General features: G+C 68.1%; 17 protein-coding genes and 1 tRNA gene. 8 read left to right on the top strand and 10 right to left on the bottom strand.

What is annotated here, in order from left to right; genetic code table 11:
• The first annotated feature begins 43 nt into the window (after positions 1–43).
• Complete coding sequence (locus tag AWU67_RS06680) at positions 44–412, top strand: hypothetical protein (protein ID WP_067227286.1); 369 nt, start codon at positions 44–46, stop codon at positions 410–412.
• 128 nt (positions 413–540) lie between these two features.
• Positions 541–1230: a hypothetical protein gene (locus AWU67_RS06675; RefSeq protein WP_129586652.1), complete on the top strand. Its 690-nt coding sequence runs from the start codon at positions 541–543 to the stop codon at positions 1228–1230.
• A gap of 19 nt (positions 1231–1249) precedes the next feature.
• Here the strand turns inward: AWU67_RS06675 and AWU67_RS06670 are convergent, their stop codons facing one another.
• Positions 1250–2290: an NAD(P)-dependent alcohol dehydrogenase gene (locus AWU67_RS06670; protein ID WP_067227284.1), complete on the bottom strand. Its 1041-nt coding sequence runs from the start codon at positions 2288–2290 to the stop codon at positions 1250–1252.
• Between the two features lie 395 nt (positions 2291–2685).
• Here AWU67_RS06670 and AWU67_RS06665 point away from each other — a divergent pair, with 395 nt between their 5' ends.
• Positions 2686–3933, top strand: a complete 1248-nt coding sequence (locus AWU67_RS06665) for a ScyD/ScyE family protein (RefSeq protein ID WP_160329729.1) — start codon at positions 2686–2688, stop codon at positions 3931–3933.
• Positions 3934–4043: 110 nt separating this feature from the next.
• Positions 4044–4886 carry a class II glutamine amidotransferase gene (locus AWU67_RS06660; RefSeq protein WP_067227282.1) on the top strand — a complete coding sequence of 281 codons (843 nt, stop codon included), beginning with the start codon at positions 4044–4046 and terminating at the stop codon, positions 4884–4886.
• A 47-nt stretch (positions 4887–4933) separates the two neighbouring features.
• On the opposite strand, the gene AWU67_RS06655 is transcribed toward AWU67_RS06660, so the two are convergent.
• Positions 4934–5719, bottom strand: a complete 786-nt coding sequence (locus AWU67_RS06655) for a putative protein N(5)-glutamine methyltransferase (RefSeq protein WP_067227281.1) — start codon at positions 5717–5719, stop codon at positions 4934–4936.
• 122 nt (positions 5720–5841) lie between these two features.
• On the opposite strand from AWU67_RS06655, the gene AWU67_RS06650 reads away from it, so the two are divergent.
• Positions 5842–7581 carry a bifunctional 3'-5' exonuclease/DNA polymerase gene (locus AWU67_RS06650; RefSeq protein ID WP_067227280.1) on the top strand — a complete coding sequence of 580 codons (1740 nt, stop codon included), beginning with the start codon at positions 5842–5844 and terminating at the stop codon, positions 7579–7581.
• Here AWU67_RS06650 and AWU67_RS06645 read toward each other — a convergent pair whose 3' ends face one another.
• Positions 7582–8127 (bottom strand): PadR family transcriptional regulator, encoded by a 546-nt coding sequence (locus tag AWU67_RS06645; protein ID WP_067227279.1) that lies wholly within the window; start codon positions 8125–8127, stop codon positions 7582–7584.
• A gap of 218 nt (positions 8128–8345) precedes the next feature.
• On the opposite strand from AWU67_RS06645, the gene AWU67_RS06640 reads away from it, so the two are divergent.
• Positions 8346–8867 carry a DUF3145 domain-containing protein gene (locus tag AWU67_RS06640; RefSeq protein WP_067227278.1) on the top strand — a complete coding sequence of 174 codons (522 nt, stop codon included), beginning with the start codon at positions 8346–8348 and terminating at the stop codon, positions 8865–8867.
• A 74-nt stretch (positions 8868–8941) separates the two neighbouring features.
• On the opposite strand, the gene AWU67_RS06635 is transcribed toward AWU67_RS06640, so the two are convergent.
• From AWU67_RS06635 to aceE, 6 genes are all read right to left on the bottom strand, one after another.
• Positions 8942–10177 (bottom strand): beta-ketoacyl-[acyl-carrier-protein] synthase family protein, encoded by a 1236-nt coding sequence (locus tag AWU67_RS06635; protein ID WP_067227277.1) that lies wholly within the window; start codon positions 10175–10177, stop codon positions 8942–8944.
• Positions 10178–10267: 90 nt separating this feature from the next.
• Entirely contained in the window at positions 10268–10516 is a 249-nt protein-coding gene (locus AWU67_RS06630) for an acyl carrier protein (RefSeq protein WP_047410294.1), read from the bottom strand.
• A 65-nt stretch (positions 10517–10581) separates the two neighbouring features.
• Entirely contained in the window at positions 10582–11586 is a 1005-nt protein-coding gene (locus tag AWU67_RS06625) for a beta-ketoacyl-ACP synthase III (protein WP_067227276.1), read from the bottom strand.
• Between the two features lie 34 nt (positions 11587–11620).
• Positions 11621–12538 (bottom strand): ACP S-malonyltransferase, encoded by a 918-nt coding sequence (locus AWU67_RS06620; RefSeq protein ID WP_067227275.1) that lies wholly within the window; start codon positions 12536–12538, stop codon positions 11621–11623.
• 96 nt (positions 12539–12634) lie between these two features.
• Entirely contained in the window at positions 12635–13852 is a 1218-nt protein-coding gene (locus AWU67_RS06615) for a PucR family transcriptional regulator (protein WP_067227274.1), read from the bottom strand.
• A 6-nt stretch (positions 13853–13858) separates the two neighbouring features.
• Complete coding sequence (aceE, locus tag AWU67_RS06610; RefSeq protein ID WP_067227273.1) at positions 13859–16585, bottom strand: pyruvate dehydrogenase (acetyl-transferring), homodimeric type; 2727 nt, start codon at positions 16583–16585, stop codon at positions 13859–13861.
• Between the two features lie 222 nt (positions 16586–16807).
• On the opposite strand from aceE, the gene AWU67_RS06605 reads away from it, so the two are divergent.
• Positions 16808–17275, top strand: coding sequence for a peroxiredoxin (locus tag AWU67_RS06605; protein ID WP_067227272.1), 468 nt, complete (start codon positions 16808–16810; stop codon positions 17273–17275).
• Positions 17276–17281: 6 nt separating this feature from the next.
• Here the strand turns inward: AWU67_RS06605 and AWU67_RS06600 are convergent, their stop codons facing one another.
• Positions 17282–17998 (bottom strand): hypothetical protein, encoded by a 717-nt coding sequence (locus tag AWU67_RS06600; protein WP_067232260.1) that lies wholly within the window; start codon positions 17996–17998, stop codon positions 17282–17284.
• Positions 17999–18099: 101 nt separating this feature from the next.
• Between AWU67_RS06600 and AWU67_RS06595 the strand changes: the two genes are divergently transcribed.
• Positions 18100–18172: transfer RNA gene (locus tag AWU67_RS06595), tRNA-Val, on the top strand.
• Positions 18173–18191 lie beyond the last annotated feature (19 nt).

Here is an 18191-nt window from a genome sequence, read left to right as displayed (position 1 = left end):
TTCGGTGTCGCCCGACCGGCATTTCAACGAAGAAAGTAGACCAATGTCAGATTCCTCACCCGTCATCGCCCCCGAATTCGACACCGGTCCGTGGGCAACGATCTCGCTGGGGATGAAGGTTCTGTCCAAGCGCGGACGCCTGGTCGTCTCGGATGGCCACCTCGGTCTGCTCCGCGAGAACGGGGATCTGATCGAAAGCGCGCCGCTCAGCGCCGTCGAGGTGAAGAAGGGCATGCTCTACTCGCTGGTGCCCACCCTTCAGCTCATCGTGGGTGGCAACAAGTACAAGCTGATGCTGTCGTATGAGCGCTCGATCCACGGCGGCCTCGGCGACCAGCAGGCCAAGGAAGTCCAGTACGAAGACAACGACCGGCTGAGCGAGGTCGTCCGCAAGCACGGCGGAAAGGCTTAGTGCGCGGCGCACGCGCCAGCACTGCTCACGCCCGGGAGTTCTGCGCGGAACGCGGATACAGCTTCCGGGCCAGCCTGCTGAACCCCCCGATCTCCGGGTTGCTCTTCAGAAACCCGAAGAACGTGGTGATGAGGGATGTTGTCGACGCGCTGTCGACGGATGCCCCTTTCCTCTACGCACGGGTCTCGGCCCGGGGGCGGCCGCTGCGGCGCCTGAAGCTGATCATGCTTCCCCTGCCACGCCCGCTGCCGAACATGGTGCTCCTCAGCACGACTGGCAACGTGCTGAAACGGCTGGGCATCGCTCTGCAGGAATCCCAGCGCCTGGGCGTTGAGGGTGACTTCCACTCCGTGTTCACCCTGTACTGCCCGTCGGCGTACGAAGTGGACGCGCTCTACGTGTTCTCCCCGGATCTGCTCGGCCGGATCATGGATGCCGCGGCGGGCTGTGACCTGGAGATCGTCGACAACCGGCTGCTGATCTATGCGCCAGCGCACGCCTTCTCGAAACCAGGGCAACTGGCCGCCCTGGTTGGCCTGGTTGCGCACCTGCACGAGAAGTTCGACAGACAGACTCGCCGCTATCGAGATGAGCGCGGCTCCGACGCAGCACTGGAGGACCCGTTCCTCCGCGCCCAGCTCACCGCCACCGAGACCCGGAGCGAGCACGGGCACGTGGTCGGCACGCACGGCCGACGCCTCCGCACGCGCACGACGGCCGCGCAGAAGGCGGGAATCGCCCTTGCGGTGATTCTCGCGCTCTGCGCGGCCGGCTACTGGGCCGGGATGGTCGTCACTGCCTTGTTCGGAGCGGGCTGACCCCTCCGTCAGCGACCAGCTAGCCGTTCGGCAGCAGCACCGCGCGACCGCGGATGTCTCCGGCGTGCAGGCGCTCGTACACGGTCGGCGCCTCCTTCAACGCGAACGTCTCCACCTCGACCGTGATCTGGCCGCGCCGGGCCATCTCCAGCACCTCGATCAGCTCGCTGCGGCTGCCCCAGTATGGCGTGCGCACGGCGGCGTCGTAGGCGATGGAGCCGAAACCGACGGGCAGCATGCCGCCGCCGATGCCGACGATGGTGACATCGCCCTCGGCGGCCACGGCCGCGGCAGCGATGTTCACGGTGGGCTGGATGCCGACGAAGTCGAAGACGGCGTTCGCGCCGCGTCCACCGGTGAGCTCCTTGATGGCGGCGACGGCGCCCGAGTCGCTCAGGATGGCGTGGTGTGCGCCGACCTCGCGGGCGAGTTCGAGCTTGCCCTCGGTGACGTCGAGGGCGATGACGGTCGCGCCAGAGAGTGCCCGCAGGATCTGGATGCCGACGTGGCCGAGACCTCCGGTGCCGATGACCACAGCGGTGGTGCCTGCGCCGAGCTTCGGCAGCGAGTTCTTGATGGCGTGGTACGGGGTGAGCCCGGCATCCGTCAGCGACACGTTGGCGACAGGGTCGAGGCCTTCGAGCGGCACCAGGTGGCGGGCGTTGTCGACCAACATGTACTCGGCCATCGCGCCCGGAGCGCCGAGACCGGGAGGGCGGATGCCATCGGCCGCCGCGTTGCTGCAGTAGTTCTCCTTGCCGGCCGCGCAGTTCTGGCAGCGGCCGCAGCCCCACGGCCCGTACACGGCCACAGCGTCGCCAAGCTGGAACTCGGTGACGCCCTCGCCGAGCTCGTGCACGATGCCAGCGCCCTCGTGGCCCAGCGTGAGTGGAAGCATCGGGGCGACCTGCTCGGCCGGCATGTTCATGACGAACTCGTCGGAGTGGCAGACGCCTGCCGCGGTGACCTTGATGAGGATCTGCCCGGGGCCGACCTGGGGAACGGGAATCTCAACGACCTCGGGGGCCGAACCAGCGGTGCGGTACTGAAGTGCCTTCATGATGTCTCTGCCTCTCCGGGCGGCACGATGTCCTCGAAACCGGGTGAGTGGGCGCCCGCACCATTCAGGCTATCTGGGCGGCGACGCTGAAGCCGCGCCCGTGTGCCAGATCAGCTGAACCACAGGCCCCACCGTGCGGGTGCCAGCCGGTAGATCTGGCGGTACAGCGCGGTGCTGCATCCCCCTGAAGGAATGACCCGCACTGAAGGAATGACGCGCGCGGGTTCAGGGGTAGCCCCCTAGTTCGGCCCCGACCCCGCAGGTAGCGTTCCCCCGGAGCGACGGACTGTCGCTTCCCCGGGGGTACAACCGAAAACGCAGCGTCGCGTATGCACGAGCGCCCGGGTGCTCCGGGTTGCTCTTTCGACCTCGTTTTCGAGATCACGGAGAACCCAATGAAGATCAAACTCATCATCGCTGCATCCGGCGTCCTTGCGCTCGCGTCGCTGGCTGTCGCCGGCCCGGCCTCGGCCGGCGGGCGCCACAACGAACCACCGCCGCAAGCAGGAACGCCAGTCACCCTTGCAGACGGGCTGCTCACACCGCTCAGCATGGCGGTGGACCGGGACGGCAGCGTCTACGTCAGTCAAAACTTCACGGGCACCTTGAACAAGGTGACGAAGAAGGGGGAGACGAGCGTTGTGGCGAGCGCGCCAGGGGACGAGATCGGTGCGGTCTCAGTGCGTAAGAACACGGTGTACTTCGCGCAGGCAGCGCAAGACCACTCTCGGTCCAACATGATGGCGTTGGGCAAACGCGGCACGCCGACCCCGTTGGCCGACATCGCGGCCTATGAGAGCGAGGTCAACCCCGACCAGATCAACACGTATGGCTTCATCGACCTGCCGCAATCCTGTGCCGATCAGTTCGATCCCACGGCGCCACCGTTCCTCCCCGCGACCTACACGGGAGCCATCGACACGCACGCCTACGCGTCCATCGCGCTCGACGACGCGATCTACGTTGCGGATGCCGGTGCCAACGCGATCCTGCGCATCGACTACGACGGCACAATCTCGACGACGGCGGTGCTGCCGCCGGCGGCACCGGTCACTGCCAGCGCGGAGATCGTGGCACAGTTCGGCTTCCCCGCCTGCGCGGCCGGCTATCAGTACGCCTTTGAGCCGGTGCCGACGGGAATCGCGCTGGGACCGGATGGGTGGTTGTATGTGTCCAGCCTGCCCGGTGGGCCGGAGGACGCGAGCCTCGGCGCCCGCGGATCGGTGCTGAAGATCGATCCCGATGACGGCGAGATTCGCACGGTCGCCACCGGATTCGTCGGGAGCACCGGCGTCGCGGTGTCACCGAAGACGGGCGCGGTGTACGTGACGGAGCTGTTCGGCGGTCCGAACGGCACCGGCCAGGTCTCGGTGGTCCCGCGCGGCGCAGACAAGGCAAGCGTGCTGCTGGCCATCTCGACGCCGGCTGCGATTGCCCTGGCCAAGGGCAAGCTGTATCTCACGACAGACGCGTTCGTGCTCGGAGAGAGCGGCCCCGAAGCCGTCGGCAAGGTCACCCAGGTTCCGTTGCGCGGCAGCGGTCAGGGCGATGACTCGCACGATGACGGCGGCCATGGTGATCACGGCGGCAACGGCAACTGGAGCGGGCACGGCCAAAACGGCCACTCCGGCGGCCGTCGTTAGCACCGGATGCGGGGTGAAGGGCGAGCTTCACCCCATCCGGATGACGTCGTACGCGGGGACGCGGGGGTACGGTCGCTGTTCCGTCTCCGTGGTGAAAGGCAGGTGCACGCATGTGTCGATGGCTGGCATACACCGGTGAAGCGCTGCAGGCGTCCACCGTGATACTGGATGCCCAACATTCGCTGGTGGCACAGTCTCTGGACTCACCGCTCGGCGCCGAGACCGTGAACGGCGACGGATTCGGTTTCGGTTGGTATCCAGAGAATGCTGACGCGGGTGCCGAACCGACGTTCTTTCGCAGCATTGAACCGGCATGGAACGACCAGAATCTGCGCGAGTTGACGCGGAGTGTTCGAAGCCCCTTGTTCTTCAGCCATGTTCGGGCTGCGGCCGGGCCGCCCATCCAGCAGACCAATTGTCACCCGTTCCGGCATGGGAACTGGCTGTTCATGCACAACGGCTTCCTCGCAGAATTCGCCAGAGTCAAACGCGACCTGACCTTCGCCGTTGACCCGTCGCTGTACCCGACCATTCAGGGCACCACAGACTCCGAGGTGTTGTTCCACCTCGCGCTCACCTTCGGCCTCACCGAGGACCCCATCGGAGCGATGGGGTCAGCGATCCGTCTGGTGGAGTCTGTCGGGCGCGAGCACGGCATCGCGTTCCCGATGCAGGGCACGGTGGCCGTCTCCGACGGCGTGACGGTGTGGGCGTTTCGCTACTCCTCGCAGCGGCGCACTCGAACGCTCTTCCACTCGGTCGACGTCGACATTCTGCGCCAGATGTACCCCGACGCCGAACGGCTGACGCTGTTCGGGGCACACGCCCATCTCATCGTCTCCGAACCGCTCAATGACCTTCCCGGAGTTTTTGCCGAGGTACCCGAATCGACCGTGGTCATCGTGGATGCCGCCGGGTATCGCCATCAGCCGTTCCTCACAGAGAGCGCCTGAGGCCCGGCGGAATCGGGGCCGTGGCCAGTGCGTGCATGAGCCCGAGCTCATGACGTGGCTTGGTCTTCGCGGGAAGCGAGGATGACGGTCGCTCCGCGACTGTCGTCGCTCGCAACGCGCGTGCGAAAACCCGCGGTCTCGAAGATCGCTGCAGAGGTGGGCGCCTGTTCCGCGCTCGTCTCGATGACTATTCTCGCCCGCGGACGCAGCCAACCCGCGGCATCCCGCGCAACCCGGCGGTGGAAGTTGAGGCCGTCCGGCCCGCCGTCGAGAGCGCTGTGCGGCTCGTGCAGCCGCGCCTCGGGCGGCATGAGCGCGATGGCATCGCTCGGCACGTAGGGCGCGTTCACGGCGAGAACGTCGATGTGGCCGCGCAGTGCCTGCGGGAGTGCCGCGAACAGGTCTCCTTGAAACAGCTTCGCCCGGCCGCCGATGTTGCGCGCAGCGCAGCGCAGGCTCGCCGGCATCAGGTCACTGGCGTAAAGGCGCACCTGGGGGCGCGCGTGCAGTATGGCGGCGCTGATGGCTCCGGATCCGCAGCAGAGATCCAGCACGGTGGAGCCAGGCCGGCATGCGGCGATCGCGAGCTCCGCCAGAAACTCGGTGCGCCGTCGGGGAACGAAGACACCGGGGTCAATGAGGATGCGGAGGCCGGCGAACTCGGCCCAGCCGAGCAGCGATTCCAGCGGCTGCCCGGAGAGCCGTTGCTTGAGCAGTGTCGCCAACCGGCCGGCGTCGCCCGCCGCCGCCTCCGACAGCAGCGCAGCCTCATCCTCGGCGAAGACGGAACCACCCGCGCGCAGCGCGCGGACGAGTTCGGCAAGCGTGTGCACGTCATCGTGGGGGAGCAGGGTTCACCTTTCGACGTGAACGATCGTAGGCGTTGCCGCTGCAGAACGCACGGGTCGGGCGCGCCCGGTATTCGAACGTGCGTTCGGTAGTGGAGAATGGGAGCGTGACCATCGTCCTTGCGCGCAACAGCCCCACCGAGGTCGTTGCGAGCACCGTCGGCCCGCTGGGCGAGCTTCTGGGTGAGGCGCGGGTGCTGCCCTTCGCCCAGCTCGCGGCTTTCGTCGCCGAGCGGGAGGGCCGGCCGGAGGCCGAGCGCTGGGTGTGGAGCGACAGCTCCCGCTGGTACGGCGATCTGTTGAGCGCCGGGGTGCGGGTGCGGCGTTGCCACGACCTGCGACTCAGCCACGCGATCCTGCGCAACTCGACCCTCACTGCGCACACCGCCTTCGCGCGCTCCGAGCCGACCGACTGGAGCCTGCCGGCGGAACCGCTCAGCGCGCACGTCGTCCCGGCGCACAGCACGCTCTTCGACCTCGGCGAGACCATGGCCAGTGGGCGCGGTGCCGCCAACGAAGACAGCGTGGCCGAGTATCGCAGGCAGCTGATGGCCCTCTCCGAGGTTCCGGATGCCGGCCGGCTGCGGCTGCTGCTCGCCGCCGAATCCGTCGGTGCTCTCATCGCCGCCGAGATGCGCCACGCCGGACTGCCGTGGCGCACCGACGTGCACGACGCGATCCTGACCGAGGAGCTCGGCCCCCGGGTGCCGTACGGCACCCGTCCGGCGCGGCTGGAAGAGCTGGCCGGCCGCATCCGCGACATCCTCGGCGACCAGAGCGTCAACCCGGACTCCCCGCAGAACGTGCTCAAGGCACTGAACCGGGCCGGGCTGATGATCACTTCCACCAACCGCTGGGAGCTCGCCGAGCAGAGCCACCCCGTGATCGCACCGCTACTTGAGTACAAGAAGCGGGCCAGGCTGCTGACAGCCAACGGCTGGACCTGGATGGACCAGTGGATCGTGAACGAGCGGCTGCACCCCGACTATGTGCCGGGGGGCGCGGCCACCGGGCGCTGGGCGACGAGCGGCGGGGGCGCACTGCAGCTGCCGCGGCAGGTGCGCGCGGCCGTCACCGCCGACCCGGGCTGGAAGCTGGTGGTGGCGGATGCCGCCCAGCTCGAGCCGCGCATCCTGGCCGCCCTCTCGGCCGACACCGCGATGGCCGCCGCCGGCCGCGGCACCGACATGTACGCCGGTATCGTCGCCAGTGGCGTGGTGGAAAGCCGCGACCACGCCAAGGTGGCGATGCTCGGCGCCATGTACGGCGCGACGACGGGGGAGAGCGGGCGGTTGATGCCCAAGCTCACCCGCGCCTACCCGCGGGCGATCCGCCTGGTGGAGCAGGCGGCGCGCGCCGGCGAGCGGGGCGAGCTGGTGACGACCTGGCTCGGGCGCTCCTCCCCGGCCCCCGGCGAGGAGTGGCGGGAGGCCCAGCGTCGCGCGAGCCAGCCCGGCGCGAACGCCGCAGAGGAGTCCCGGGCGCGCAGCCGGGCCCGCGAGTGGGGCCGCTTCACCCGCAACTTCGTGGTGCAGGGCAGCGCAGCCGAGTGGGCGCTCTGCTGGATGGGCGAGATCCGCAACAGCCTGCACGCCATCCAGCAGCGTAGCTCCACGCCGCCTGCGCGACGCGCTGCGGCATCCGGTGCCGTGTTCGAGTCGATCCCGCACCTCGTCTTCTTCCTGCACGACGAGATCATTGTGCACACGCCGGAGGAGCACGCCGACGAGGTGGCCGCTGCCGTGACCGAGGCCGCCGCCTTCGCGGGCCGGCTGCTGTTCGGGGATTTCCCGGTGGACTTCCCGCTCGGCATCGCCGTCGTGGACCGCTACGCCGACGCTAAGTGACTAGGCAGCGGGGCGTCGCCCGCGGCGCGGACGGGTGTCGCTGAGCGGCCGGGCCAGGGCGCTGTCGGCCGACGCGGCCTCGCACGCGTCAAGCCAGCGGAGGGCCGCTGCTCGCAGCTCCTCCTCTGAGGCGGCCGCGAGGGCGCTCTGCGCCGACTCCTGCCCGCCCTCGCGCAGCAGCGGGGCCGCCCAGAGCTCCCGGTGCTGTTCGATCAGCGAATCGAGCGGGGCGCCGGGCAGCGAGGATGCCACGAGCAGTTGGTCGAGCATCTCGTTCCAGTCCAGCTGGGCCGGCCCGACAACGCTCAGCCATTCCCGGGCGGCGAGGGTGCCGGCCGGTGTCAGCTCGTACAACGGCAGGCCGTCGAGCGTCGTGCCGCCGTCCCGCACGAGTGCGCTCTTGCCGAGGCGGTCGAGGGTGGCGTAGATCTGGCCGACGTTGATGTCGCGGCGGTGGCCGAGGCGGGACAGGAGCTCCGAGTGCAGCTGCGCCCCATAGGCGGGACCCAGCGTGAGCACGGCGAGCAAACTCTCGCGTACCGACATCCTTCTCCTCCTCGTGCCCCTACGTTCGTGCTTCGAGCATAGGCAGGCCCCGCAGCGGGCGGGCGATGCCACGCTGGCATCGCAGGATTCAGGCTGGCATCGCAGGATTCAGGCTGGACGTTGGCGCGGATCTCGGGGCATAATCGGGGGAGTGCCCGTCATGGGAACCGTTTATGAGGTCGTTGGGGAAGACGCACCTCAGAGGAAACGGAGAGAACATGACGGCAGCACCTGCCCGTCAGGCGAACGCCGCGCGGGGAGTCATTTATGTCCATTCGGCGCCCAAAGCCATGTGCCCGCACGTCGAATGGGCCGTCGGACGCGCCCTGGGGCGCGCCGTGAACTTCGACTGGGCCGGGCAGCCCGCGCTCGACGGCTGCCTACGCGCCGAGTTCTACTGGGAGGGCGAGCGCGGCATGGGCGCCGCCATCGCCTCGGCCCTGCACGGCTGGGAGCAGTTGCGCTTCGAGGTGACAGAGGATGCCGGCAGCGGCTCTGACGGGTCGCGCTGGATGCACACGCCGAGCCTCGGCATCGTCTGGGTGCAGGTCGACAGTGCGGGCAACATGGTCGTGCCGGAGGATCGCATCCGCTCCGCGATGCAGCGCGCGGGAACGGATGCGCTGGAGTTGCACCGGGAGTTGCGGCTCGCCCTCGGCCAGGAATGGGACGACGAGCTCGACGTGTTCCGCTATGCCAGCGACTTCTCGCCGGTGATCTGGCTGCACAAGACCGGCTAGCCCCGCAGCCTCCACAAACGCAGAAGGCCCGCACGGAATACCGAGCGGGCCTTCTGAGCGACTGCGAGTGCGGGCTAGACGCTCCGGAACGCGACGACGGCGTTGTGGCCGCCGAAGCCGAAGGAGTTCGAGATGGCCAGCTGCGGGCCGTCGCCGAGCGGCATCGGCTGCCCGGAGATGGTCAGCGGGATCTCGGGGTCCTGTGTCGTCAGGTTGATCGTGGGCGGTGCCACGCGGTCGCGGATCGCGAGGATCGTGAAGATGGCCTCGAGTGCGCCGGTTCCACCGAGGAGGTGGCCGGTTGCGCCCTTCGTGCCTGACACGGGGATCTCGTTGACGCGCTCACCGAACACGGCCTTGAGGGCGGCGTACTCGGCGATGTCGCCGACGGGCGTGCTGGTGGCGTGCGCGTTGATGTGGGTGACGTCCTCCGGGCGTGCACCGGCCAGCTCGAGCGCCTTCTCGACGGCGCGGCTGGCGCCGCGACCCTCCGGGTCGTTGGCGGTGATGTGGTACGAGTCGGCGGTGACGCCGCCACCGGCGACCTCCGCGTAGATGCGGACGCCGCGGGCCAGGGCGTGCTCTTCCGTCTCCAGCACGAGGCTGGCCGCGCCTTCGCCCATGACGAAGCCGTCACGGTCGACGCTGTACGGGCGGGAGGCGTGCGACGGGTCGTCGTTCCGCTTGGAGAGGGCCTGCATCGACGAGAACGAGGCCATGGTGATCGGGTGGATGGCGCTCTCGGTGCCACCTGCGATCACGACGTCGGCGTAGCCGGCCTGCAGGTGCTCGTAGGCGTTGACGATCGACTCGGTGCTGGACGCGCAGGCGGAGGCGACGGTGCGTGCGAAGGCACGCGCGCCGAAGTGCATCGACACGGCCGCTGATGCCGCGTTCGGCATCAGCATCGGAACGGTCATCGGGAGGACCCGGCGGGGGCCCTTCTCGCGCAGCACGTCCCAGGCGTCGAGCAGGGTCCAGATGCCGCCGATGCCGGTGGCGAAGTCGACGCCGAGGCGCTCGGGGGCGACGTCGGGTGCGCCGGCATCCGCCCACGCCTCCATGGCAGAGATCAGGGCGAACTGTGCCGACGGGTCGAGGCGCTTGGCGACGGGGCGCTCCAGCACTTCCTCGGGGCGAACCTTGGCGCGGGCGGCGAACTTCACGGGAAGCTCGTACTGCTCAACCCACTCGAAGGGGAGCGTGTCTGCGCCGGAGACACCGGCGAGCAGTGCCTCCCAGGTCTCTGGTGCGGTTCCGCCGAGGGGCGATGTCGCACCGATGCCTGTAACAACGATCTTTTTGGTCATAACGGTCAAACTCTCCACGCAGTGAGGAACAAGCGGGCATGCTCCGTCAAGCGGGCCGGTGATCCCGGCCCGCCAGACGGGGAAACGGTCTTAAGCCTGGGCTCCGACGATGAAGGTGACAGCGTCACCAACGGTCTTGAGGTTCTTGACCTCTTCGTCGGGGATCTTGACGTCGAACTTCTCTTCGGCGTTGACGACAATCGTCATCATCGAGATGGAGTCGATGTCGAGGTCGTCGGTGAACGACTTGCCCAGCTCAACCGTGTCGGTCGCGATGCCAGTCTCGTCGTTGATGAGCTCGGCCAGGCCGGCAAGAACTTCTTCGGTGGACAATGCCATGTTGTTTTCTCCTTGAGGGGGTGTTTCGTTTGACCGCCACCTAGTTTAGGGGGACGGCAGGACTGTTAAGGCAGCACCACGACTTGCGCGCCGAAGACCAGACCGGCGCCGAAGCCGATCTGCAGGGCGAGGCCGCCGCTCAGCTCGGGGTGTTCCTCGAGCAGACGGTGGGTGGCCAGCGGGATCGACGCCGCCGAGGTGTTGCCGGTGGTCGCGATGTCGCGGGCGATCGCGACGCTCTCCGGCAGCTTCAGCTGCTTGGCGAACTCGTCGATGATGCGCATGTTGGCCTGGTGCGGAATGAAGGCCGCGAGGTCGGCTGCGGTGATGCCGGCTGCCGCGAGGGCCTCCTTGGCCACCTTCGCCATGTCCCACACGGCCCAGCGGAAGACGGTCTGGCCCTCCTGGCGGAGGGTCGGCCACTCCGAGACGCCGTCGCGGAAGTCGACGAGGGTGCTGTTCATCGCAACCGCGTGCGCCTTGGATCCGTCGGATCCCCAGATGGTCCGGGAGATGCCGGGGAACTCGCTCGGCCCGATCACGATGGCGCCTGCGCCGTCGCCGAGCAGGAACGAGATGCTGCGGTCGGTGGGGTCGACGACGTCCGAGAGCTTCTCTGCACCGATGACGAGCGCGTAGTGCGCGGCGCCGGAGCGGATCAGCGCGTCGGCCTGGGCCACGCCGTAGGCGTAGCCGGCGCAGGCCGCGTTCATGTCATAGGCGGCGGCGGGGTTCGCGCCGACGCGGTCGGCGACGACGGCAGCCATCGACGGGGTCTGCTGCGTGTTGCTGATGGTGGCGACGATCACGGCGTCGATGAGCTCAGGGGCGACACCGCTGCGCTCGATGGCCTCGCGGGCGGCATCCGTGGCCAGGTCGAGGGCAGAGACGTCGGCCGTCGCCCGCATGCGGGTGATGATGCCGGTGCGCTGCTGGATCCACTCGTCGGAGGAGTCGATCGGCCCGGCAATGTCGTCGTTGGTGACGGCGACGGAGCCGCGGGCCGCGCCGACCGCGTAGATGCGGGTGTAGGCGGGTCCGTGCGACTGCTGCAGTGTTGGACGGGTCATGTTCTGTGTGCCGATCTGCTGTGGAGGAGTGTGACTACGCGTTGTCGATGAGCTCGAAGGCCGCAGCCAGGTCATCGGGGGTCTTGATGGCGACGCTCGGAACGCCGCGCAGCGCGCGCTTGGCGAGCCCGGTGAGCGCGCCGGCCGGGGCCAGTTCGATGATGCCGGTGACGCCTGCCGCGGCGAACGACTCCATGCAGAGGTCCCAGCGCACGGGGGAGGAGACCTGGCCGACGAGCAGTTCGACGAAGCGCGAGCCGCTGGAGACCAGCGCGCCGTCCTTGTTGCTCCAGATGGGCAGTGTCGGGTCGTTGGGGGCGAGCGTCGCGGCGACCTCGCTGAGGTGGGCGACGGCCGGCACCATGTAGCGGGTGTGGAACGCTCCGGCGACCTGCAGCGGGATGACGCGACTCTTGGCCGGCGGCTCCTCGGCCAGGGTGGCGAGGGCGGGCAGCGCGCCGGCGACGACGATCTGCCCGCCGCCGTTGTAGTTGGCCGGCTCCAGGCCGAGCTCGGCGAGGCGGGCGAGGAGCTCAGCCTCGTCGCCGCCGAGGACGGCGCTCATGCCGGTTGGCTCGAGTGCGGCGGCTGCGGCCATGGCGCGGCCACGCTCACCGACGAAGCGGAGTGCGTCGTCGTCGCTCAGGATGCCGGCGCCGGCTGCCGCGGTGATCTCACCGACGGAGTGCCCGGCGATGCCGGCGATCTTCTCGCGACGGCCGTCGGCAAGCAGTGCCTGCAGGGTGAGGATGCCGGCAGCGACGATGAGCGGCTGGGCGATCGCGGTGTCGCGGATCGTGTCGGCGTCGCTCACTGTGCCGTGGGCGAGCAGGTCGGTTCCTGCGGCATCCGAGAGCGCACGCAGGCGCTCGGCGAACTGTGGCTCAGCAAGCCAGGGTTCGAGGAAGCCGGGAGTTTGGGAGCCCTGTCCAGGGCATACGACGACGATCACTTCTCTAGTTTGCCAATCTCATGCCGTGCTGTGATGTGGAACATCGACAGCGTATCGGCGAGACCCTTGTGAATCTCGCACAAATCGTGGGGCAGATCAGCGGCGTCGGCGCAGGCCGTCGTGGTCGCTGATGGAGCCGATGATGAGCGCCGACTGCAAGATCAGGGCCTCGCGGGCGCCGGTGGCATCCCAGCCGATCACCTCGGAGACCCGCTTCAGGCGGTAGCGCACGGTGTTCGGGTGCACGAAGAGCTCGCGCGCCGTCGCCTCGAGCGAGCGCCCGTTGTCGAGGTAGCACCACAAGGTGGTGAGCAGCTCGGTGGAGTGCGCTTGCAGGGGGCGGTAGATGCGGTGGATGAGGGTGGCGCGGGCGAGCGGATCGCCGGCCAGGGCGCGCTCCGGCAGCAGGTCATCGGCCTGCACCGGGCGCGGGGCGTGCCGCCAGGAGTGGGCGACGGCGAACCCGGCCAGAGCCGCCTTCGCGCTCTTGGAGGCATCCACCAGGTTGGGCACTTCGTGGCCGAGCACGAGGTGGCCAAGGCCGAAGTGCGGCTCCAGCTGCACGGCCATCTCCATGAAGCTGATCAGGGGTTCGCTCGGCTTGGACTCGTCCTCCGCCTCGGTGTTGGCCCCGGGCGGCGGCTGGGAGCGGCCGATCACGAGCACCAAGCGGTTGCCCTGCACTCCAATGAGTACGTCTGAGGCCATGTGTCGGGCAGCGCGGCGCAACTGGTCGACATCCAGCATGCGCGGCGTGGTGCCGACGAGTACAGCGACCTCGCCGTGGCCGTGCCAGCCGAGGGCCGCGATGCGGCTCGGCAGCTCGTCGTCGTATTCGCCGGCGAGGATGGAGTCGACGACCAAAGCCTCGAGCCGGGCGTCCCACAGCCCGCGGGCCTCTGCGGCGCGGGCGTAGACGTCGGCGGCGCCGAAGGCGATCTCCCGCGAGTAGAGCAGGATCGCCTCGTGCAGGCCCTCGCCACGGTCCTTGATGCGGTCCTCGACGACCTCGACGACAACCCGGATCAGCTGCAGCGTCTGCTGCAGGCTGACCGAGCGCAGAAGTTCACGCGGGGCGGCCCCGAACACATCCGCGGCGATCCACGGCGTCGAGGCCGGGTCGTCGTACCAGGAGATGAACGAGGTGATGCCCGCTTGCGCGACGAGGCCGACGGCGGAGCGCCGCCCCGGTGGCATGTCGCCATACCAGGGCAGCGTCTCCTCAAGACGCTTCAGCGTTGCGGTGGACAGCTCCCCGGAGAGGGTGCGCAGCCACGCCAGCGTCTCTTCTTTTGTCTTCGGCCTCGTCGCCACGGTTTGCTAGCTCTCGCCGCCGGCTGATCCCGTCGTGCCGGCGTTGACGTCGTGCAGACGGTACTTCTCGATCGCCTGCGCGGGTGCGCCGGGGTCGACCTCGCCGCGCGCAGCGAGCAGCTGCAGCGTGCGGACGACCATCGACGGCCCGTCGATCTTGAAGAAGCGGCGAGCGGCGGCGCGCGTGTCGCTGAAGCCGAAGTCATCGGCTCCGAGCGTCGCGTACGTGCCGGGGATGAACGGACGGATCTGGTCCGGCACGCTGTGCGAGAAGTCCGTCACGGCGACGAACGGGCCCTGCGCGGCGCCCAGCTTCTGCCAGACGTACGGCGTCTTCGGCTCTGCTTCCGGGTAGAGGAAGTTGTGCTCGTCGGCGGCCAAGCCGTCGCGGCGCAGCTCGCTCCACGAGGTGACCGACCAGACATCGGCGGAGACGCCCCAGTCTGCGGCGAGCAGCTCCTGTGCCTCGATGGCCCAGGCCACCGAGACACCGGATGCCAGCAGCTGAGCCTTCGGGCCGGCGATGGTGCCGTCCTTCAGCTTGTAGATGCCGCGCACGACGCCGTCGACGTCGAGGTTCTCCGGCTCGGCCGGGTGGATGATCGGCTCGTTGTAGACCGTCAGGTAGTACATGACGTTGGGGTCTTCGTGTGCCCCGCCGTACATGCGCTCCAGGCCGCTGCGAACGATGTGGCCGATCTCGTAGCCGTAGGCCGGGTCGTAGGAGACGACGGCCGGGTTCGTGGCGGAGAGCACCAGCGAGTGGCCGTCGGCGTGCTGCAGGCCCTCGCCGGTCAGCGTGGTGCGCCCAGCGGTCGCAGCGATCATGAAGCCGCGGGCCATCTGGTCGCCGGCTGCCCAAATGGCGTCACCGGTGCGCTGGAATCCGAACATCGAGTAGAACACGTAGAACGGGATCAGCGGCTCGCCGTGCGTGGCGTAGCTGGTGCCGACGTTCGTGAACGCCGCCAGGGCGCCGGCCTCGTTGATGCCGACGTGCAGGATCTGGCCCTGCGGGCTCTCCTTGTAGGCGAGCAGCAGTTCGCGGTCGACCGAGGTGTAGTGCTGGCCGTTCGGGTTGTAGATCTTCGCCGTCGGGAAGAAAGCGTCGATGCCGAAGGTGCGGGCCTCGTCGGGGATGATCGGCACGATGCGGTGGCCGAAGTCCTTGGAGCGGATCAGGTCCTTGAGCAGTCGGACGAACGCCATGGTGGTGGCGATCTCCTGCGTGCCGGAGCCCTTCTTCGCGATCGCGTAGGCCGAGTCATCCGGCAGCGAGATCGCCGTGTGCGCGGTACGGCGCTCGGGCAGGTAGCCGCCGAGTTCGCGGCGACGCTCGTGCAGGTACTGGATCGCCTCGTCGTTGTCGGCCGGCTTGTAGTACGGCGGCAGGTACGGGTTCTCTTCGAGCTGCGCGTCGGTGACGGGGATGTGCATGGCGTCACGGAACGTCTTGAGGTTCTCGAGCGTCATCTTCTTCATCTGGTGGGTCGCGTTGCGGCCCTCGAAGCTCGGTCCGAGGCCGTAGCCCTTGACGGTCTTCGCCAGGATGACAGTCGGCTGGCCCTTGTGCTCGGATGCCGCCTTGAACGCCGCGTAGATCTTGCGGTAGTCGTGGCCGCCGCGCTTGAGGCCCCAGATCTGGTCGTCGCTCAAGTCCTTGACGAGGTCGAGGGTGCGCGGGTCGCGGCCGAAGAAGTTCTCGCGCACGTAGGCGCCGTTCTCGGTCTTGTAGGTCTGGTAGTCACCGTCGGGGGTGACGTTCATCAGCGTGCGCAGGGCGCCGTCGTTGTCGCGGGCGAGAAGGTCGTCCCACTCGCGGCCCCAGACGACCTTGATGACGTTCCAGCCGGCACCGCGGAAGAAGCTCTCGAGCTCCTGCACGATCTTGCCGTTGCCGCGCACCGGGCCGTCGAGGCGCTGCAGGTTGCAGTTGATAACGAAGTTGAGGTTGTCCAGACCCTCGTTGGCTGCGACCTGGAGCTGGCCGCGGCTCTCGACCTCGTCCATCTCGCCGTCGCCGAGGAACGCCCAGACCTGCTGGTCGCTGGCATCCTTGATGCCACGGTTGGTGAGGTAGCGGTTGGTCTGTGCCTGGTAGATCGCGTTGATCGGGCCGAGGCCCATCGACACGGTCGGGAACTGCCAGAATTCCGGCATCAGACGCGGGTGCGGGTAGGACGAGAGGCCGTACGGGGCCTGGGACTTCTCCTGACGGAATCCGTCGAGCTGCTTCTCGCTCAGGCGACCCTCGAGGTACGCACGGGCGTAGGTGCCGGGGGAGGCGTGGCCCTGGATGAAGATCTGGTCTCCGCCGCCCGGGTGGTCCTGGCCGCGGAAGAAGTGGTTGAATCCAACTTCGTAGAGCGAAGCCGCTCCGGCGTAGGTGGAGATGTGGCCGCCGACGGAGATGCCGGGGCGCTGCGCGCGGTGCACCATGACGGCGGCATTCCAGCGCAGCCAAGCGCGGTAGCGGCGCTCGATGCCTTCGTCGCCCGGGAACGGGGCCTCGTCCTCGGGGGCGATGGTGTTGATGTAATCCGTGGTCGGAACCATGGGCACGCCGAGGTGCAGCTCCTTGGAGCGCTTCAGCAGGCTCAGCATGATCTCGCGGGCCCGTTCGTGCCCGTGAGCAGCGACAAGCGCGTTGAGCGATTCGGCCCACTCGGCCGTTTCCTCCGGGTCGGAGTCCACGTTGTTGACCGAGTAAGGGTCCTGGTCGTTGACAGTCACAGTCGACCTCTCTCTTTGTTTAGTACCGATCGCGTGTGGGGGTCTTGCCCTGCTTTGGCGCTCAAGTGCCGATGCTTCACACAGACGAAAACCAGGTCGGGTCGCGACCGGGCACAGTACGCCATCCTATTGATTCTATTTCGGCTACGTGGACACGGGGCGGCTACGATCGAGCCGTGCGTTCGGCCGCAGAGAGGCCGAAACAGACAAGGAGACCCCACAGTGACGCTGCAGATCGGCGAGATCGCCCCCGATTTCGAGTTGACCAATCAGTGGGGTCAGAGCGTGAAGCTCAGTGATTTCCGCGGCGAGAAAGCCGTCGCGCTGGTGTTCTTCCCGTTGGCCTTCTCCGGCACGTGCACGGGGGAGCTGTGTGAGCTGCGCGACAATCTGTCCTTGTTCGCTGATCGCGATGTGGAGCTCATCGGCGTGTCCGTCGACTCCAAGTACGCTCTGCGGGCCTGGGGCGAGCAGGAGGGCTACGGCTTCCCGCTGTTGGCCGACTTCTGGCCGCACGGCGCGGTCGCCCGCGAGTATGACGCGTTCATCGAGGACAAGGGCTTCGCGACCCGCGCCACCGTGCTGATCGACAAGGACGGCGTGATCCGGGGCCACTTCGTCACGGCGCCCGGCGAGGCCCGCCAGCTCGACGCCTACCGGGCCGCCCTCGCCGAGCTCCCCGCCGCCTGATCGCCGCTAGTTCGAGGCGAGGATGTTCACCGCACGAGAGATGACCAGCGCGAGCAGAATGAAGCCGGTCAGGGCCTGACTCGCCATGATGATCTTGGTGCGGGAGCGCATCGGCATGGCATCCGTCGGGCTGAACGCCATCATGTTCGTCAGCGACACGTAGAGGTAGTCGACGTAGCCCGGACGCCAGTCGGCCGCGGCGGAGGAGACGCGGCGGATCTCGTCGACGTCGTCGCCGCTCTCGTCCTGCGGGAACTTGAAGTCGGCGATGGGCAGTTGGGGCCGTTGCAGGTTTCCGCGGGCGACGGGCCCGCCGCGGTCGAGCTCCCAGTAGAGCAGGCCGAACGCGACGACGTTCGCGATCCAGACCTGCAGGGCGGTGAGCAGCAAGGTCGTGCCGTTTGCCGAGCCGTCGATGAGCGAGCGGATGACGTAGGTGACGTTGACCTGGTTGGCGATCACGAGCACGGCCGCGAAACTGATGGAGAGCCAGCGCGACCACTGCGTCTGCCGGGTGAGCCGGTGCGGGTTCACGATGACCAACGGGATGAACATGAGCAGCAAAATCACCGTGGCGACCTGGCGCAGCGTGGCCGTGTCCGGGTTCGGCACGCTCACGTAGAGCAGCAGCGCCACCATGAGCCCGGCGAACGCCGGCCAACGCGTCTCCGAGCGGCGCTCCTGGGCGTCGCGGCCATCGTCCTTCGTCGGCGAGATGCGCATGACCATGAGTGTAGGCAGCGATCGTCGGCCGGGGCCAGTGGCGCGCGGCATCCGAAATTGTCGGTAAGGTAGATGAGTCGTTGCGCGTGATTGCGCGCAATGGGCCTTTAGCTCAGTTGGTAGAGCGCCACGTTTACACCGTGGATGTCATCGGTTCGAGCCCGGTAGGGCCCACAGTGATTCACTCACGCAG

The organism is Microterricola viridarii (assembly GCF_001542775.1).
Classification (GTDB): domain Bacteria; phylum Actinomycetota; class Actinomycetes; order Actinomycetales; family Microbacteriaceae; genus Microterricola; species Microterricola viridarii_A.
Note: the sequence above shows the minus strand (reverse complement) of the source record. Positions and strands in the feature narration are given on the sequence as shown.

What these genes read in the sequence shown, in the direction of transcription:
- AWU67_RS06665 (WP_160329729.1), top strand. Translation starts at nt 2,686, where the DNA reads ATGAAGATCAAACTCATCATCGCTGCATCCGGCGTCCTTGCGCTCGCG.
- AWU67_RS06680 (WP_067227286.1), top strand. Translation starts at nt 44, where the DNA reads ATGTCAGATTCCTCACCCGTCATCGCCCCCGAATTCGACACCGGTCCG.
- AWU67_RS06675 (WP_129586652.1), top strand. Translation starts at nt 541, where the DNA reads ATGAGGGATGTTGTCGACGCGCTGTCGACGGATGCCCCTTTCCTCTAC.
- AWU67_RS06625 (WP_067227276.1), bottom strand. Translation starts at nt 11,586, where the DNA reads ATGACCCGTCCAACACTGCAGCAGTCGCACGGACCCGCCTACACCCGC.
- AWU67_RS06640 (WP_067227278.1), top strand. Translation starts at nt 8,346, where the DNA reads ATGACGGCAGCACCTGCCCGTCAGGCGAACGCCGCGCGGGGAGTCATT.
- AWU67_RS06660 (WP_067227282.1), top strand. Translation starts at nt 4,044, where the DNA reads ATGTGTCGATGGCTGGCATACACCGGTGAAGCGCTGCAGGCGTCCACC.
- AWU67_RS06635 (WP_067227277.1), bottom strand. Translation starts at nt 10,177, where the DNA reads ATGACCAAAAAGATCGTTGTTACAGGCATCGGTGCGACATCGCCCCTC.
- AWU67_RS06645 (WP_067227279.1), bottom strand. Translation starts at nt 8,127, where the DNA reads ATGTCGGTACGCGAGAGTTTGCTCGCCGTGCTCACGCTGGGTCCCGCC.
- AWU67_RS06630 (WP_047410294.1), bottom strand. Translation starts at nt 10,516, where the DNA reads ATGGCATTGTCCACCGAAGAAGTTCTTGCCGGCCTGGCCGAGCTCATC.
- AWU67_RS06600 (WP_067232260.1), bottom strand. Translation starts at nt 17,998, where the DNA reads ATGCGCATCTCGCCGACGAAGGACGATGGCCGCGACGCCCAGGAGCGC.
- AWU67_RS06670 (WP_067227284.1), bottom strand. Translation starts at nt 2,290, where the DNA reads ATGAAGGCACTTCAGTACCGCACCGCTGGTTCGGCCCCCGAGGTCGTT.